This window comes from Cellulomonas timonensis, from assembly GCF_900046455.1.
Lineage (GTDB): Bacteria > Actinomycetota > Actinomycetes > Actinomycetales > Cellulomonadaceae > Cellulomonas_A > Cellulomonas_A timonensis.
Genome location: NZ_FCOT01000011.1, coordinates 185485 through 201929, shown reverse-complemented (window position 1 = coordinate 201929; position 16445 = coordinate 185485). Strand labels below are relative to the sequence as shown.

General features: G+C 70.1%; 15 protein-coding genes and 2 tRNA genes. 12 read left to right on the top strand and 5 right to left on the bottom strand.

Annotated features, from left to right (window positions below; translation table 11 throughout):
* Nucleotides 1-60: 60 nt before the first annotated feature.
* The 6 genes from gyrB (at nt 61) to BN3788_RS06415 (ending at nt 6128) form a co-directional block, all read left to right on the top strand.
* Nucleotides 61-2085: a DNA topoisomerase (ATP-hydrolyzing) subunit B gene (gyrB, locus tag BN3788_RS06435; RefSeq protein ID WP_066584317.1), complete on the top strand. Its 2025-nt coding sequence runs from the start codon at nt 61-63 to the stop codon at nt 2083-2085.
* A gap of 43 nt (nt 2086-2128) precedes the next feature.
* On the top strand, nt 2129-4741 hold the full coding sequence (gene gyrA, locus BN3788_RS06430) for a DNA gyrase subunit A (protein ID WP_066583280.1): 2613 nt from the start codon (nt 2129-2131) through the stop codon (nt 4739-4741).
* A gap of 395 nt (nt 4742-5136) precedes the next feature.
* Nucleotides 5137-5709, top strand: coding sequence for a DUF3566 domain-containing protein (locus tag BN3788_RS19715; protein WP_234346516.1), 573 nt, complete (start codon nt 5137-5139; stop codon nt 5707-5709).
* Nucleotides 5710-5787: 78 nt separating this feature from the next.
* Nucleotides 5788-5861: transfer RNA gene (locus tag BN3788_RS06420), tRNA-Ile, on the top strand.
* A gap of 24 nt (nt 5862-5885) precedes the next feature.
* The gene (locus BN3788_RS19710; protein ID WP_222705421.1) at nt 5886-6005 is read left to right on the top strand and encodes a DLW-39 family protein; all 120 of its coding nucleotides are present in this window, start codon (nt 5886-5888) and stop codon (nt 6003-6005) included.
* Nucleotides 6006-6055: 50 nt separating this feature from the next.
* Nucleotides 6056-6128: transfer RNA gene (locus BN3788_RS06415), tRNA-Ala, on the top strand.
* 189 nt (nt 6129-6317) lie between these two features.
* Here BN3788_RS06415 and BN3788_RS20170 read toward each other — a convergent pair.
* From BN3788_RS20170 to BN3788_RS06405, 3 genes are all read right to left on the bottom strand, one after another.
* On the bottom strand, nt 6318-6623 hold the full coding sequence (locus BN3788_RS20170; protein ID WP_390619810.1) for a cellulose binding domain-containing protein: 306 nt from the start codon (nt 6621-6623) through the stop codon (nt 6318-6320).
* The gene (locus BN3788_RS06410; protein WP_390619808.1) at nt 6620-8677 is read right to left on the bottom strand and encodes a glycoside hydrolase family 9 protein; all 2058 of its coding nucleotides are present in this window, start codon (nt 8675-8677) and stop codon (nt 6620-6622) included. The genes BN3788_RS20170 and BN3788_RS06410 overlap by 4 nt, the downstream gene beginning before the upstream one ends.
* 191 nt (nt 8678-8868) lie before the next feature.
* Complete coding sequence (locus BN3788_RS06405; protein WP_066583278.1) at nt 8869-9759, bottom strand: hypothetical protein; 891 nt, start codon at nt 9757-9759, stop codon at nt 8869-8871.
* Between the two features lie 119 nt (nt 9760-9878).
* Between BN3788_RS06405 and BN3788_RS06400 the strand changes: the two genes are divergently transcribed.
* Nucleotides 9879-10418 carry a peptidylprolyl isomerase gene (locus BN3788_RS06400; RefSeq protein WP_066583275.1) on the top strand — a complete coding sequence of 180 codons (540 nt, stop codon included), beginning with the start codon at nt 9879-9881 and terminating at the stop codon, nt 10416-10418.
* A 19-nt stretch (nt 10419-10437) separates the two neighbouring features.
* A complete protein-coding gene (locus tag BN3788_RS06395) occupies nt 10438-11283 on the top strand; it encodes a rhomboid family intramembrane serine protease (RefSeq protein ID WP_066583272.1) in 846 nt (281 codons plus the stop codon).
* A 264-nt stretch (nt 11284-11547) separates the two neighbouring features.
* Here BN3788_RS06395 and BN3788_RS06390 read toward each other — a convergent pair whose 3' ends face one another.
* Complete coding sequence (locus BN3788_RS06390) at nt 11548-11796, bottom strand: cell division protein CrgA (protein ID WP_066583266.1); 249 nt, start codon at nt 11794-11796, stop codon at nt 11548-11550.
* 104 nt (nt 11797-11900) lie between these two features.
* On the opposite strand from BN3788_RS06390, the gene BN3788_RS06385 reads away from it, so the two are divergent.
* The 4 genes from BN3788_RS06385 to BN3788_RS06375 are packed head-to-tail and all read left to right on the top strand — an operon-like array spanning nt 11901 to nt 14296.
* Nucleotides 11901-12719 carry a DUF881 domain-containing protein gene (locus BN3788_RS06385; RefSeq protein ID WP_082812653.1) on the top strand — a complete coding sequence of 273 codons (819 nt, stop codon included), beginning with the start codon at nt 11901-11903 and terminating at the stop codon, nt 12717-12719.
* Nucleotides 12716-13501 (top strand): class E sortase, encoded by a 786-nt coding sequence (locus tag BN3788_RS06380; RefSeq protein WP_066583262.1) that lies wholly within the window; start codon nt 12716-12718, stop codon nt 13499-13501. Before BN3788_RS06385 ends, BN3788_RS06380 begins: the two co-directional genes overlap by 4 nt.
* Nucleotides 13498-13659: a hypothetical protein gene (locus BN3788_RS19225; protein ID WP_159066864.1), complete on the top strand. Its 162-nt coding sequence runs from the start codon at nt 13498-13500 to the stop codon at nt 13657-13659. The genes BN3788_RS06380 and BN3788_RS19225 overlap by 4 nt, the downstream gene beginning before the upstream one ends.
* Before the next feature lies 1 nt (nt 13660).
* Nucleotides 13661-14296 carry an aminodeoxychorismate/anthranilate synthase component II gene (locus tag BN3788_RS06375; RefSeq protein ID WP_066583258.1) on the top strand — a complete coding sequence of 212 codons (636 nt, stop codon included), beginning with the start codon at nt 13661-13663 and terminating at the stop codon, nt 14294-14296.
* A 110-nt stretch (nt 14297-14406) separates the two neighbouring features.
* On the opposite strand, the gene pknB is transcribed toward BN3788_RS06375, so the two are convergent.
* Nucleotides 14407-16443 (bottom strand): Stk1 family PASTA domain-containing Ser/Thr kinase, encoded by a 2037-nt coding sequence (gene pknB / locus BN3788_RS06370; protein WP_082812652.1) that lies wholly within the window; start codon nt 16441-16443, stop codon nt 14407-14409.
* Nucleotides 16444-16445: the final 2 nt, after the last annotated feature.

The following is a 16445-nucleotide window of genomic DNA, read 5'->3' as shown; positions in this document are numbered from 1 at the left end:
GGATCGCCCCGTCCGCGTGTGAGACCTTGAGGAGCACCGCAACCAGTGGCCGACCAGAGCCTGACCGACGAAGCTTCGACGTCGACTGACGGCACCCCCCCAGCATCTTCCAACGGCGGCTACGACGCCAGCGCGATCACGGTCCTCGAAGGCCTCGAGGCTGTCCGCAAGCGTCCCGGCATGTACATCGGCTCCACCGGTGAGCGTGGCCTGCACCACCTTGTCTACGAGGTCGTCGACAACTCCGTGGACGAGGCCATGGCGGGGTACTGCGATCACATCGAGGTGAGCCTGCTCGAGGACGGTGGCGTCCGGGTCACCGACAACGGTCGTGGCATCCCCGTCGACATCGTGCAGTCCGAGGGCAAGCCGGCCGTCGAGGTCGTGCTGACGGTGCTGCACGCGGGTGGCAAGTTCGGTGGCGCGGGGTACTCGGTCTCGGGTGGCCTGCACGGGGTCGGCGTCTCAGTGGTGAACGCGCTCTCCGAGCGGCTCGCGGTCGAGGTCCGCAAGGGCAACGTCTACCGCCAGGAGTACATGCGCGGCGCGCCTCAGGCCCCGCTGGCCAAGGGCGAGATGACGGACGAGCAGGGCACTGTCGTCACGTTCTGGGCCGACGACCAGATCTTCGAGACGACGACGTATGACTTCGAGACGCTGCGGTCGCGCTTCCAGCAGATGGCCTTCCTCAACAAGGGCCTGCAGATCACGCTGACCGACGAGCGCCCGGGCCACATCGGCACCGAGGACGAGGTCACGGAGGAGGCGGAGGCGCCGCAGCAGCGGACCGTCACCTACAAGTACGACGGCGGCCTCGTGGACTACGTCCACTACCTGAATTCGATCAAGAAGGTCGAGCTGGTCCACCCCGACATCATCAACTTCGAGTCGGAGGACGTGGAGCGCCGCATCTCCGTCGAGATCGCGCTGCAGTGGACCACCGCGTACTCCGAGTCGGTGCACACCTACGCGAACACCATCTCCACGACCGAGGGCGGAACCCACGAAGAGGGCTTCCGCGCGGCCATGACGTCCCTGATCAACCGCTACGCGCGCGAGAAGGGGCTGCTCAAGGAGAAGGACGAGAACCTCACCGGCGACGACATCCGCGAGGGGCTCACGGCTGTCATCTCGATCAAGCTCGGCGAGCCGCAGTTCGAGGGCCAGACGAAGACGAAGCTCGGCAACACCGAGGCCAAGACGTTCGTGCAGCGCGTGGTCAACGAGCAGCTCGGCGACTGGCTGGACTCCCACCCGAACGAGGCGCGCGACGTCATCCGCAAGTCGCAGCAGGCCGCGGCGGCCCGCATGGCGGCCCGCAAGGCGCGTGAGGCGACGCGGCGCAAGGGCCTGCTCGAGTCGGGTGGCATGCCGGGCAAGCTCAAGGACTGCCAGTCGAACCGCCCGGAGGAGTGCGAGGTCTACATCGTCGAGGGCGACTCGGCAGGCGGCTCGGCCGTCCGTGGGCGCAACCCGCGCACGCAGGCGATCCTGCCGATCCGAGGCAAGATCCTCAACGTCGAGCGCGCGCGGCTGGACCGTGCCCTGGGCAACCAGGAGGTGCAGGCGCTGATCACCGCGTTCGGCACCGGCATCGGCGAGGACTTCGACATCTCCAAGCTGAGGTACCACAAGATCGTGCTGATGGCCGACGCGGACGTCGACGGCCAGCACATCCGCACGCTGCTCCTCACCCTGCTGTTCCGGTACATGCCGGGGCTCATCAAGGGCGGATTCGTCTACCTGGCACAGCCGCCGCTGTACCGGATCAAGTGGACGAACGCGCCGCACGACTACGTCTACTCCGACCGGGAGCGCGACGCCGTGCTCCTCGACGGGCAGGCGCACGGCAAGCGGATCCCGAAGGACAACGCGATCCAGCGCTACAAGGGTCTCGGCGAGATGGACTACACCGAGCTCTGGGACACGACCATGGACCCGGAGCACCGCACGTTGCTCCAGGTGACGCTCGACGAGGCCGCGGCGGCCGACCAGACGTTCTCCGTGCTCATGGGCGAAGACGTCGAGCAGCGTCGTTCGTTCATCCAGCGCAACGCGAAGGACGTGCGCTTCCTCGACATCTGAGGAGTGCGCGCATCCGCCCCCACGCGAGACCAAGGACTGATCTGTGACTGAGAACCACACCGACATCGAGCACGGCAACATCGAGCAGGTGGACCTGCAGCTCGAGATGCAGCGGTCCTTCCTGGACTACGCGATGTCCGTCATCGTGACGCGTGCCCTGCCCGACGTGCGCGACGGCCTCAAGCCCGTGCACCGGCGCGTGCTGTACGCGATGTACGACGGGGGCTACCGGCCGGACCGCCAGTTCTCGAAGTGCACGCGCGTGGTCGGCGACGTCATGGGCAAGTTCCACCCGCACGGCGACACGTCGATCTACGACGCGCTCGTGCGGCTCGTGCAGGACTGGTCGCTGCGGTACCCGCTGGTGTCTGGGCAGGGGAACTTCGGCTCCCCCGGCGACGACCCCGCCGCCGCCCCCCGATACACCGAGTGCCGGATGGCGCCGCTGGCCATGGAGATGGTCCGGGACATCGACGAGGACACCGTCGACTTCCAGGACAACTACGACGGCCGCACGCAGGAGCCGTCAGTGCTCCCCGCGCGCTACCCGAACCTGCTGGTCAACGGCTCGGCGGGCATCGCCGTCGGCATGGCCACCAACATCCCGTCGCACAACCTGCGCGAGGTCGCCCAGGGCGTGCAGTGGTACCTGGACCACCCCGAGGCCAGCAAGGAGGAGCTCCTCGAGGATCTGCTCACCATCATCAAGGGCCCGGACTTCCCCACGGGCGCGACGATCCTGGGCCACAAGGGCATCGAGGAGGCGTACCGCACGGGCCGTGGCTCGATCACGATGCGCGCGGTCGTCGAGGTCGAGGAAATCCAGGGCCGCATCTGCCTGGTCGTCACCGAGCTGCCGTACCAGGTCAACCCAGACCACCTGGCGCGGAAGATCGCGGACCTGGTCAAGGACAACCGCGTCACGGGCATCGCGGACATCCGCGACGAGACGTCGGGCCGCACCGGCCAGCGCCTGGTCATCGTGCTCAAGCGCGACGCCGTCGCCAAGGTCGTGCTGAACAACCTGTACAAGCACACCCAGCTCCAGGAGACCTTCGGCGCGAACATGCTCGCGCTGGTCGACGGGGTCCCCCGCACACTCAGCATCGACGCGTTCATCCGCCACTGGGTGACGCACCAGCTCGAGGTCATCGTGCGGCGCACCAGCTACCGGCTGCGCAAGGCCGAGGAGCAGATGCACATCTACCGCGGCTACCTCAAGGCGCTCGACGCGCTGGACGAGGTCATCGCGCTGATCCGCCGCTCCCCCGACGCGGAGCAGGCCAACACCGGCCTGCAGGAGCTGCTCGGCATCGACGAGGTGCAGGCCGGCGCCATCCTGGCGATGCAGCTGCGCCGCCTGGCCGCCCTGGAGCGGCAGAAGATCATCGAGGCGCACGACAAGCTCGCGGCGGAGATCACCGGCTTCCGGACGATCCTCGCGGACCCGCAGCTCCAGCGGACGATCGTCAGCGAGGAGCTCGCCGAGATCGTCGAGCGCTACGGCGACGAGCGCCGCACGCGGATCCTGCCGTTCAACGGCGAGGTGTCGATCGAGGACCTGATCGCCGAGGAGGAGATGGTCGTCACCATCACCCGCGGCGGCTACGTCAAGCGCACCCGCTCGGACAACTACCGGGCGCAGCGTCGTGGCGGCAAGGGCGTGCGAGGCGCGCAGCTGCGCGAGGACGACATCGTCGACCACTTCTTCGTGACGACCACCCACCACTGGCTGCTGTTCTTCACCAACCTGGGCCGGGTGTACCGGGCGAAGGCCTACGAGCTGCCCGAGGGCGGCCGTGACGCCAAGGGCCAGCACGTGGCGAACCTGCTGGCCTTCCAGCCCGATGAGCGCATCGCCCAGGTGCTCGACATCCCCGACTACGAGGCCGCCGAGTACCTGGTGCTCGCCACCAAGCGGGGCCTGGTGAAGAAGACCCGGCTCTCGGAGTACGACTCCAACCGCAGCGGCGGCCTGATCGCCATCAACCTGCGCGAGGACGACGAGGGCAACCCCGACGAGCTCGTCTCCGCCTGCGCCGTCGACGCCGGCAACGACCTCATGCTGGTCTCCCGCAAGGGCCAGTCGATCCGCTTCACCGCCACTGACGAGGCGATGCGCCCGATGGGCCGTGCGACGTCGGGTGTCACGGGCATGAAGTTCCGCGGCGACGACGAGCTGCTCGCGATGGACGTGGTCCGCGAGGAGGCGTTCCTGTTCACCGTCACCGAGGGCGGCATCGCCAAGCGCACCGCCCTGACCGTCGACAACTACCGGGTGCAGGGCCGTGGCGGCCTGGGCATCAAGGTCGCGAACCTCCCCGAGGCGAACGGCGACCTGGTGGGCGCGCTGGTCGTGGACGTCGACGACGAGGTGATGGTCATCATGGAGCGCGGCAAGATCGTGCGCTCGGCCGTCTCCGAGGTCAACGCGACCGGACGCACCACGCAGGGCGTCATCTTCGCGAAGCCCGACAACAACGATCGGATCATCGCCGTCGCACGCAACATTGAGCGGCACCTCGGTGAGGATGCCGGTAGCGTGGGCGACGAGAATGGGTCGCCGGACGAGACACACGACGTGCCGGAGGCCTCCGTGCAGGGCGAGTCGGTGGAGCCGGCCGTCGCCGAGTCATCCGCACTGGAGGACGAATGAGCAGCGATTCCGTTCCGCCGTCGATCCCGCCACGCAAACGAGCAGTGACGCCCTCCAACCGCCCGCCCGCCAAGGCGGCGGGCGGCGCGACGGGCGCTGGGCCGACGGGCGACGCGACGGAGGGGTCGAGGCAGGGCGCCACGCCCTCCGCGTCGAACGGGCAGGCCGCCGGCGACCACGCGCCACGGCCTGCGGCCTCCTCCCCCCGGCCGGCGGCGGCGAAGGCCGAGGCCGACGCGGTGGGGACCGCCCCCGGAGCGGCCTACGCGCCGACCGCCACACGTGAGCCGATCAGCTCCAACGGCTCAGGGTCGGCTCGCGACTCTGGGACGGGCGCAGTCGGACCGGATGAGAGTGAAGAGCCCCCGTCGCCGTTGCAGGTAGCGGTTGACTCCGTGACAGCCTCGCTGAAGAAGGCGGCGGCCGCGACCAGCGCCGCCTTCTCCTCGGCGACGCACCCCCGCCCCAAGGACGACACCATGAGCTCGACCACGAGCGCCGCCAACGACCAGCCCGACACCGGCGCCTACGCGGCCGCCGACGCGCCGCGCTCGACTCCCCAGCGCCCCTCGGTGGGCCGCCCGACGACCATCCCGGCGCCCGGGGCCCCGCGTCGTGTGCGGCTCGCTGTCTCGCGCGTGGACCCCTGGTCCGTCATGAAGCTGTCGTTCCTGCTCTCCGTGGCGATCGGCATCATGATCGTCGTGGCCGCAGCCGTCGTCTGGTTCACCCTGGACGGCCTCAACGTCTTCACGCAGGTCGACACCCTCGTCAAGGAGGTGCTCGGCGCGGAGAGCGACGTCAACGTCCTCCAGTACGTGGAGTTCCAGCGGATCATCTCCGCCGCGACGCTCGTCGCCGTCGTCGACGTCTTCCTGCTGACGGCGCTGTCGACCATCGGCGCGTTCCTCTACAACATCACGGCGTCGCTCGTCGGTGGCGTGCACCTCACGCTCACCGACGAGTGAGCAGTCGCCGCGTTTGGGACCACAGCCCAGGCTGAGGTAGTCTCAACCGGCGCGGTCGTCCACGGACGGTGCGCGCACGGGCCTATAGCTCAGACGGTTAGAGCGCTTCCCTGATAAGGAAGAGGTCACAGGTTCAAGTCCTGTTAGGCCCACTCCCGGACCACTGCGAGGGACGCATGAAGAAGGTACTGCTCCTGCTGGCAGCTGCGGCCGCCGGTTACGTCGTGTGGCAGCGTTACTCCCAGGATCGCGATGAGCGCGACCTGTGGGCCGAGGTCACCGACACCTTCGAGTGAGCCTCACACGGTCGGGCCGGGCGAAGTCGGCCGCCCGCCGCCCGCCGCGCGGGGCCATGGCGCAATTGGTAGCGCACCTGCTTTGCAAGCAGGGGGTTAGGGGTTCGAGTCCCCTTGGCTCCACATCATCAGTACCTGAACTGCAAGAAATGCCCCGTCCGAAGTCTCGGCCGGGGCATTTTCGTCTCCGCCCGCTGTGACGGTCTCCTCGAGGTAGGCCGCAGCCACACCAGTGGGCCGAAGACGCCACACGGGCCCCGTCCGGCGTGGCTGGACAGGGCCCGTGAGGTGGTGCGCGTCAGTGCGGCGGAGTCACCGGACCGTGCAGGCGACTCCGTTGAGGGTGAACGCAGTCGGGTTCGTGTTGGTGCCGGTGTGAGTGGCGTTGAACCCGATATCCGTGCTGGCACCTGCGGCCAGGGCGCCGTTCCACGCGGCGTTCTGGGCGGTCACGGTGGAGCCCGTCTGCGCCCAGGTGGCGCTCCAGCCCTGGGAGAGCTGCTGGCCGGACGGGAACGCGAACACCAGCTTCCATGAGCTCAGCGGGGCGGTGGAGGTGTTGGTGACGCGGATCGAGCCGGTCAGCCCGGTGGACCAGGCGTTCGACGAGTAGGTCACGGCGCAGGCCGGGGCGGGCGCCGTGACCGCGTCGGGGTTGGCGTGGGAGTGACCGTCGGGGTCGGGGTGGGCGTCGGGTTGACGGTGCCCGGCTCAGTGCCCCAGATGAGCTTCCCCGCGTCGTACAGCGTGATGTTCGAGGTCGCCGCCAGGGCTGTGGCGTTGAGCCCGGTGAACGACGGGTCGTTCGCCGGGTTCCATCCGCCGCCGCCGGAGACGCGGAACTGGATCTCCCGCCGGTGGGCGGACTGCCCGCCGGGGTAGATGTTCTGCCCGACGCAGCTGACCTCGGCGTAGTAGAGGTCCCCGCCGGCGGAGACCGGCTTGGCCGTCTGCGTGCCGCACTCGCTGTAGTTCGAGGTGAGGGTGAGGTTGGCGGCGCTCTCCCCCGGGTCGAGTCGGAACCAGTACCGCAGCGAGCCGTTCTTCAGCGCGCGGGCCGGGAAGGCGGACTGGTTGCGGATCATGGCCTTGACCTCGGTGAACCCGCTGCTCGACGGCTGGTTGAGCATGGCCTCCACGAAGATCTCGGGGCCGTCGGCCTTCTCCGCCACCGGGAAGCCGGCGAGCGGCGTGCCGCCGTACTCGTCGACGAGCCGCGCGAGCGCGCTGGTGAAGCCGGCGTTGTAGTCGGTGGCGACCTCGTTGGCCACGTAGTCGTCACGCTTGTCCGAGTAGGCGTCGTTGGCCGATCCCGGTCCGCCGACGAGGGCGCCGTACAGCACGTGCCGGGTCTTCTCGGGGTTGGCCATCGAGTCGAGCCACGACCCGTGGGCGGTGCGGTGGTGCGGGTTCTGCGGCGGGTTGGCCCCGAAGCCGATCACGTAGCTCGAGTTGCGGGGGTTGTCGCCGAGGGCGTAGTTGATCTGCCGCACGCCGAAGTCGTGGTACCTGGCCTTGCGGGTCGTGTCGGTGAGCCAGTCGGAGTAGACGAGCGCGACGAAGGCGGTGTTGGCCGCGTAGCGCAGCGACCCCCACGTGTCGAGGACGGCCTGGCCGCCTGGCGAGTAGGGCACACGCTGCCCGTTGACGCCCACGGTCCAGTAGTCGAGCCAGCGGTTCGCGTCGTCGACGTACTTCTGCTTGCCGGTCTCCATGGCGAGCAGCGGGTAGGCGGCGAAGGTCTTGTCATCCCAGGCGACGGTCCACTTGTAGGAGTGCGTGCTGGTCTGGTTCTCGACGGAGAGCTTGTCGTACTCGGCCTCGGCCTTGGCCAGGTAGGCGGCGTCGCCGGTGGCCTTGTAGAGCCAATACGCGCCCCACACGAGCTCGTCCTGGTACCCGGACCAGGACTTGTAGTACGAGGCGGCGGCCGTGACGCAGTCCGAGTACTTGCCGCGGTACGTGTCGGCGAACGTGTAGAGCTGCTTCGCGTGGGTGAGGAGCTTCGCGGAGTACGCCGGGTCGTCGGTCTTGAACAGGATGGAGGCGGTGGCCAGTGACGCGGCCGTCTCCCCCGCGACGTCGGTTCCGGGGCAGCTCGCGTCGACCTTGTACGACGGGCGGGCCATCGGCATGACCTCGGCGGGGCCCCACCACTTGTGGTCGGCCTCGCCGTCGCCCACCTGCACGTAGAGCACGTTGGGCGAGGGGTGCGCCTTGATGAAGTAGTCGTTGACCCAGCGCAGGTTGTCCTTCAGGGCGGCCATCTGGCCGGATTTGGTGTATCCGCCGGGGCTCTCGATGGCGCCCCAGGCGAGCATCGTGGACGTGAAGGCCATCGGGAGGCCGAATTTCACGTGGTCGCCCGCGTCGTACCAGCCGCCGGTGAGGTCGAGGCCGACATCGGCGCCGTCCGTCAGCGCGGAGTCCCCGCGCCAGGAGACCCGGTTACTCGCGGGGAGGTCGCCTGCGCGTTGCGCCTCGTAGAAGAACAGGGACTTCTGCAGGGCCTCGGCGTAGTTGTACGCCGGCGCGGCGGTCGCCGGCAGGGCGATCACTCCGGCGACCACGGCGCCAGCGGCGACGGTGAGCGCGGTGGCGCCCGCGACGATGCGCCGCCGGGAGCGGAATGGGCGTCGGGACAGGCCTTCCGACGACGTGGGACGTGGCATCAAGGACCCCTTCTTCGGCGCGGGAGACGGGGCGCGACGGTGCGCCCGCCCGGTCCCCCGTCGGGGCCGGCCGCCTCGCGCATCGTCTAGACGCGCGCCCTGCGGGGTCAACGAGTGAATCGATTAGGGAACGCAACAGGCCCGGCCCGAGCAGCTGCTCGGGCCGGGCCTGTGGTGCGTGACGACCGAGGTCAGATCTCGCGGGGCTTGTCCTCCTCGGCGGCGGCATCGGCGGCCGGCTCGTCCGTGGACTTCGCGGCCGAGCGCCGCGTCGTGGCGCGCTTGGTGGCCTCACGCGCCTCGGCGGCCCGCTCCTGCAGGTCATCGGCGGCGGCGCTGACCTTGTCGGCGGCCTTGCGGGTGGCCTCGCGGCTCTTCGCCACGGTGACCCCCGCGGCCTCGCCGAGCGCCTCGGCGGCGCCGCCCACGGCCTCGTTGATCTCCTCGCGCGCCTCATGCGCCCGCTCGCGCAGCGCCTCGGTGCCGGAGAGCGGCTCCGACGTCGGCTCCCACGGCTCGGCCCACGGGTCCGTGGTGACGCGCGACTTGTTCCAGGCCGCGAACGCGGCGCCCGCGCCGGCGATGGCCGCGAAGATCCAGAAGACCTTGGCGCCGGTGTGCTTCTTGTGGGTCTTCGCCGCCGCCGCGGCGGAGACGGCCGCAGGAGCAGCGGCGACCTGGTCGGCGGCGCTCTCGACGGCGGCGCCCGCGCGGACCGCGGCCTCGTTCACCGCGGCCACCAGACGCGGCAGGATCTCGTCGACGAGCTTGTCATGCGCCGTGTCGATGGCCGGTGCCGCCTTGTCCGCGGCCTTCTCGACGCGGGGGGCAGCGGCCTTGACGCTCTCCTGGTAGAGGTGCTCGACCCGCGGGCGCAGCCACTCGATGGCGGCCTCCACCCTCGGCGTGGTCCACTCCATCGCCTGAGAGGCGGCGTCGGCGGCCTGCGCGGCCAGCACGGTGGCGCGATCGGCGGCGTGGCTCCCGGCGTCAGACAGGGAGGAGCCGACGTCGGCGGCCTGGCCCTTGAGCCGACCTGTGTCGATCGACTCGAGATTCGGACGGCGGATGCTGAAGCTCATGGCTGCACTCCCCAACGATCACGGTTGACGGTTTGCTGACCCCACACTCTGCCACCAGGTGCTCCGCGGCGCAGGGTCGACATCCGGTCACACCCGATCTGTCGTGGGAGAATGTCGCCATGTTCGCGACGCTGCACACGACCGCCGGTGACATCCGGATCGAGCTCTTCCCGAACCACGCCCCCAAGACGGTGAAGAACTTCACCGGGCTGGCGACCGGGACCCAGGCGTGGAAGGACCCGAAGACCGGTGCCGAGCGCACCGACCCCCTGTACAACGGCGTCATCTTCCACCGGGTCATCCCCAACTTCATGATCCAGGGCGGCGACCCGCTGGGCACCGGAACCGGTGGCCCGGGCTACAACTTCGACGACGAGATCCACCCCGAGCTCGGCTTCACCGAGCCCTACCTGCTCGCGATGGCGAACGCGGGCCTGCGCCGTGACCCGATCACGGGCAAGCCGGCCGGCACCAACGGCTCGCAGTTCTTCATCTCGGTGGCCCCGACCACGTGGCTCACCGGCAAGCACACCATCTTCGGCAAGGTCGCCGACGACGAGAGCCGCGCTGTCGTCGACGCGATCGCCTCGACCCCCACCCGCCCCGGCGACCGTCCCGTCGAGGACGTCGTCATCTCCTCGATCACCGTCGAGGACTGACCAGGCTGAACGGCCCCGCATGAGCACCGGAACTCCCCCGCCGGTCGACACCCCCGTCTGCCCGCGGCACCCCGATCGCGTCTCGTACGTCCGCTGCCAGCGCTGCGGGCGTCCGGCGTGCCCGGAGTGCCAGCGGCAGGCGGCGGTCGGGGTGCAGTGCGTCGACTGTGTGGCGGCGGCGGCTCGGACCCAGCGTCCGACCCGCACGGCGCTCGGCGGCACGCTGCGCCAGGGCCGGCCGGTGGTCACGATCACGTTCATCGCGATCTGTGTCGCGAGCTTCGTGGCGCAGCAGGTGGTGCCCGGCTGGACGTCCCGCTGGGCGTTCGCGCCGTTCATCGGCGAGGTGGAGCCGTGGCGGTTCCTCACGGCGGCGTTCCTGCACTCCACCGGCGGGGTGTTCCACATCCTGTTCAACATGGTGGCGCTGTGGATGATCGGCCCGTACCTCGAGGGGATGCTCGGCCGAGCCCGGTTCGCGGCGCTGTACTTGTTGAGCGCGATCGGCGGATCGGTGGGCGTGCTGCTCCTCGCCTCGCCGGACGCCCTCTCCTGGTACACCGGCGTGGTCGGGGCGTCCGGGGCGGTGTTCGGGCTGTTCGGCGCTGTGCTGGTGGTGCTGCGCCGGCTCGGACGGGACGCGCGCGGGATCTTGGTGATCCTGGCCCTGAACGTCGTGATGGGGTTCGTGGTGCCGGGGATCGCCTGGCAGGCGCATCTGGGCGGGCTCGCCGTGGGCGCCGTCCTGGGCGCTGCCTACGCGTATGCGCCACGGGATCATCGACGGATGGTGGGCGTCGGGGTGACCGTGGTGGTGGCCGCTGTGCTGGTGCTCGTCTCGGTGCTGCGCTACATGACGGTCTGATCACCGCGCCGCGCTCCTCCCACGCCACACGTACGACGAAGGCCCGGAGCATTCGCTCAGGATCACTCCTGGCGAAGGTTCCGGGCCTTCTGCGTGCTTCCCCAGACTTACTCACAGCTGTGGAATTACACCGCTGTAGTTATCCACAGGTCTGTCCACCGCTGGGGACAACGGCTGTGTCGTCCCTGGTCAGCGCACATGTTGTGGAGGACGTGCTGCGTCACACCTGTGGGCAGCGGTGTGGGCGACGGTCAACAGGTCAGCTCAGTGCCACCGGGTGGTCAAGCCGAAACCTGCGATCACGAAGGCGAAACCGATTGCGAGGTTCCACTGGCTGATCCCCGGGATCGGGTACTGCGAGGAGGAGATGTAGGTGACCACGATCCACACCAGGCCCAGCAGCATCAGGCCGAGCATCACGGGGACGAGCCACCGTGGGTTCGTCTTGGGGCCCGACGCCTTGGCGGGGGGTGGGGTGTATGCGGGCTTCTTCCGCGGCCTCGACTCGGGCACGTCGGTTGCTCCTGTCACGCGTGGGGGCGAGCCGGGGGCATGCTGAAGCCGACCCGCGAGGATGTGGCCTAGCGTAGTGCGCGACATCGTGGGAGAGGAGCATCGTGCCGGAGCATTCGCACGGCCGTCCGCGCCGGGTCGCGCGGGGCACGATCTCCGTTGCCCTCGTGCTGGCGCTCTCCGGCGCGCTCTTCGCCGCCAATGCCCGCCTGACGAGGGACAGCGAGGAGCGGCGCCCGCACGACTTGGTCGACCTTGCACGCCTTGAGGAGAGCCGCAACCAGCGCCTCACCGACGAGGCGGTCATCCTCCGCGCAGAGGTCGCCGAGCTGCTCGACGCGCAGACCAGCACGTCCGGACTGCAGCTCCCGGCCGCCAGCGTGGCGGAGCAGGTCGCGGCAGCGAAGATGCCGGTCACCGGCACCGGCCTGACCGTGCGGCTCGACGACGCGCCCGTGCGGACCAGTGCCAGTGTCGACGCCGACTCCCTCGTGGTGCACCAGCAGGACATCCAGGCGGTGATGAACGCGCTGTGGGCGGGCGGCGCCGAGGCCATGACGTTGATGGGCCAGCGCGTGATCTCCACGAGCGCTGTGCGCTGCATCGGCGCCGTGGTCTACCTGCACGGGCTGCGGTACTCGCCGCCCTACACGATCGAGGTCATCGGCGACCCCGCCCGGCTGCAGGCCGCGCTCGCGAAGGACCCCGTCATCGACAGGTACCAGGACTACGTCGACACGTACGGCCTGGGCTGGTCCGTCGCCGTCCAGGACTCGCTTGAGCTGCCGGCGTACGAGGGTCCGGCCGACCTGGCGCACGCCGCGGTCCCCGAGGGCGTCGAGGTATTGTCCCGGGATGTCGTCGCGGCTCCCCGCACGAGGACGGCGCTCCCCCGTGGATCCAGCGACGAGGACGACAGATGACCACGACGTCTTCGCCAGGACTCGTCCCCCGGCATAGCAGGTCGTCGCGACGCGCAGCGGGTGGGCCCGGCATCGTCTACCACGCGGTAGGTATTCTCGGCGAGCTGCTCATCACCCTCGGCGTCCTCGTGCTCGCATTCCTCGTGTGGCAGCTCTGGTGGACCGACGTCGAGGGGAACCGCGCCCAGGCTGAGGTCGTCGAGAACCTGCCCTGGGCCCCGCCGCCAACGGCGGCCGCCGGCGAGACCGGGCCCGTCATCGCCGAGCCGCGCCGCGATGAGCCCCCCGTCATGGCCGAGCCTGATCACGCCGTCATGTTCGCCACGCTGCAGGTGCCGCGCTGGGAGGGCGAGCCCGAACGGCCCGTCAGCCAGGGCGTCGACCGGCCCACAGTGTTGGACGTGCTGGGCATCGGGCACTACCCCGAGACGGCGATGCCCGGCGCGGTGGGCAACTTCGCCCTCGCCGGCCATCGGACCACCTACGGCAAGCCGTTCAACCGCATCGCCGAGCTGCAGGACGGCGACCCGATCGTCGTGCGCACAGCGGACACCTGGTACGTGTACCGGGTGACGTCCAGCGCCGTCGTCACCCCGCAGGACGTCGACGTGATCGCGCCCACCCCCGGGCAGCCCGGCGTCGAGCCGACCGAGCGGATCATCACGCTGACCACCTGCCACCCGATGTTCTCCGCGCGCGAGAGGTACATCGTGCACGGCGTGCTGGACTACTGGGCGCCCGTCACGGACGGCACCCCTGCCGAGCTCCTCGGAGGCGCATGATGTACCCGTGGTTGTGGCGACACCTGCCAGGGCCGGCGCCTGTGCGGATCCTGATCCTCGCCGTGGCGGCAGTGGCCGTGCTCGCGGTGTGCTTCCAGTGGGTCTTCCCCGCGGTGGCGCCGTACATGCCGTTCAGTGACACGACAGTGGGGGAGTGACGTGACCCGGATCCTCGTGGTCGACAACTACGACTCGTTCGTCTACACGATCGTGGGCTACCTGGCGCAGCTCGGCGCCGAGACCGTCGTGGTCCGCAACGACGCCGTGCCCCCTGCCGACGAGCGCGCCGAGTTCGACGGGGTGCTCATCTCCCCCGGGCCCGGCACGCCCGCCGAGGCCGGGGCGAGCATGCAGGTCATCCGCGACTGCGCCGCGTCCGGCACCCCCATGCTCGGCGTGTGCCTGGGACACCAGGCCCTCGGGGAGGTCTTCGGCGGCACTGTGGCGCACGCCCCCGAGCTGATGCACGGCAAGACCAGCCAGGTCGAGCACGCGGGCGCCGGGGTGCTTGCGGGCCTGCCGACGCCGTTCACCGCGACGCGGTACCACTCGCTGGCCGTGATCGGTGAGACGGCGCCGGACGAGCTCGAGGTGACGGCCACCGTCGCCTCCGCGCACGGGCCCATCATCATGGGCCTGCAGCACAAGACCCTGCCCCTGCACGGCGTGCAGTTCCACCCCGAGTCGGTGCTCACCGAGGGCGGCCACCGGCTGCTGGCCAACTGGCTGGAGATCTGCGGCGACGCGGACGCGGTGGGGCGGTCCGCCGGGCTGCACCCGCTGGTGCGCGCCTGATCTGAGCGCCGCTCCACCCGCGGCCACGCACACGAAGAGCCTGCGACCAGCGCGGGAGCCTCTCGGCTCGCTCCGCCCCGGTCGCAGGCTCTCTGCGTGGGTGCTGACCGCTAGGGGTTCGCCGGGGTCGTGGGCGTGGCCGACGAACTCGGGTTGTTGCCGTTGTTGCCGCCCGACGGGCCCTTGGACACGTTCAGCTTGACCGTGGACCCCTCTTCGAGCGCGGTGCCCTTGGTGGGATTCGTCGAGATCACCTCGTCCTTGGGCCGGTCGGAGTCGACGTTCTCGCGCTGGGCGCGCAGCCCGATCGCCTCGAGCCGCGCGGCTGCCTGGTCGTAGGTCATGCCGACCAGGCCGTCCGGGACGGTCGGGAGGTCGCGGGCCTCGGCCACGGTGATGCGCACGGCCGCGCCCTGCTGGACCAGGCCCTCCTGCCGGTTCTGCCTGATGACCGTGCCAGCCGCGGCGTCTTCCGTCTCCTCGAACTCGACGACCGGGGTGAGCTTGAGCGAGAGCAGCACCTCCTCCGCCTCGGCCTGCGTCCGGCCGACGAGGTTCGGGAGCTCGACGTTGCCGCTGGCCACGAAGAGGTTGACCTTCGAGCCCTTGGGGACGGACTCCCCTGCGGCCGGGGAGGTCTTGGTGACGACGCCAGCGGCCTGCTCGGCGCTGTTCTCGGGAGTCACGTCGCCCACAGTGAGGCCGAGCTCGGTGAGGCGCGCACGGGCCGCCTCCTGGCTGAGCCCTGCCAAGGACTCGAGCTGGACGGAGTCGGAGCCCGTGGAGACGAAGACGGTGACATCCGAGCCCTCCTCGAGCTGCTCGCCGCCCTTGGGGTCGGTGCCGATGACGTTGCCCTCGGCGATCGAGTCGCTGGCCTGTTCCACTTCCACCGGGACGAGGCCCAGCCCGCTCAACGTCGCCACCGCGTCGTCGGCGGGGGTGTCCACCAGCGTGGTGGGGATGGTGACCAGCGCGGGCGGGTCCTCTTGGTTGCCCGCGATGAGCACCGCGGCGATGCCGATCACCGCGGCCAGGGCGACCGCGATCAGCGTCCACAGGAGCCAGCGCTTCTTGGGCGCGTCCTCGTCCTCAGCGGCAGCCCCGGGCTGCTCGGGCTGGCCCGAGCCGGGCCCACCGGGGCTGGTCATGCCCCACGGGGGCGTCCCGGCGGCGGGGACAGCCGCGCCCTGCATGACCTGCGTGGAGCCGGGGGTGGCGCCCATCACCTGTGTCGCGTCGCCGGAGCCAGCGGCCATCAGCGCGCCGACGGATGGTGCGCTGACGTGGCCACCGCGCACGGCGGCCTCCAGGTCGGAGCGGAACTCCGCGGCGGTGGAGTAGCGCGAGTCGCGCTCCTTCGCGAGGGCCTTGAGCGTGATGCGGTCGAACGTCTCGGGGATGTCGGAGGCGATCGAGCTCGGCGTCGGCGCGGCCTCGCGGACGTGCTGGTAGGCCACGGCCACGGGGGAGTCGCCGATGAACGGCGGGCGGCCCGTGAGCAGCTCGAAGAGCAGGCAGCCCGTCGAGTAGAGGTCGGAGCGGGCGTCCACGGTCTCGCCGCGTGCCTGCTCGGGGGAGAGGTACTGCGCGGTGCCGATCACGGCCTGCGTCTGCGTCATCGTCGCGGCGGAGTCGGCCACGGCGCGCGCGATGCCGAAGTCCATCACCTTGACCGCGCCCGTCGGCGTGAGCATGACGTTCGCGGGCTTGATGTCGCGGTGCACGATGCCCGCGTGGTGGGAGTACTCGAGCGCCGAGAGGACGCCCGCGGTGATCTCCGCGGCCTCCTCGATCGGCACTGCGTTGCCGTCACGGAGGATGTCGCGGACGGTGTGGCCCTCGACGTACTCCATGACGATGAACGGCACGTGCGCGACGACGCCGGACGCCTCCGTGACGACGTCCTCGCCGGTGTCGTACACCGCGACGATCGCCGGGTGGTTCAGAGAGGCCGCGGCCTGGGCCTCGCGGCGGAACCGTGCCTGGAAGGACGGGTCGCGTGCCAGGTCGGAGCGCAGCACCTTGATGGCGACCGTGCGTCCGAGCCGGGTGTCGTGCCCGATGTGCACCTCGGCCATGCCGCCGCGCCCGATGAGCTCGCCGACCTCGTATCGTCCGGCGAGGATCCGGGATCCGTCGTCCATCA

Excerpts from the sequence above, each read along its gene's own strand:
- BN3788_RS06405 (WP_066583278.1), bottom strand. The coding sequence starts at position 9,759 with ATGAGCTTCAGCATCCGCCGTCCGAATCTCGAGTCGATCGACACAGGT.
- BN3788_RS19225 (WP_159066864.1), top strand. The coding sequence starts at position 13,498 with ATGATGTACCCGTGGTTGTGGCGACACCTGCCAGGGCCGGCGCCTGTG.
- pknB (WP_082812652.1), bottom strand. The coding sequence starts at position 16,443 with ATGGACGACGGATCCCGGATCCTCGCCGGACGATACGAGGTCGGCGAG.
- BN3788_RS06395 (WP_066583272.1), top strand. The coding sequence starts at position 10,438 with ATGAGCACCGGAACTCCCCCGCCGGTCGACACCCCCGTCTGCCCGCGG.
- BN3788_RS06400 (WP_066583275.1), top strand. The coding sequence starts at position 9,879 with ATGTTCGCGACGCTGCACACGACCGCCGGTGACATCCGGATCGAGCTC.
- BN3788_RS06410 (WP_390619808.1), bottom strand. The coding sequence starts at position 8,677 with ATGCCACGTCCCACGTCGTCGGAAGGCCTGTCCCGACGCCCATTCCGC.
- BN3788_RS19710 (WP_222705421.1), top strand. The coding sequence starts at position 5,886 with ATGAAGAAGGTACTGCTCCTGCTGGCAGCTGCGGCCGCCGGTTACGTC.
- BN3788_RS06380 (WP_066583262.1), top strand. The coding sequence starts at position 12,716 with ATGACCACGACGTCTTCGCCAGGACTCGTCCCCCGGCATAGCAGGTCG.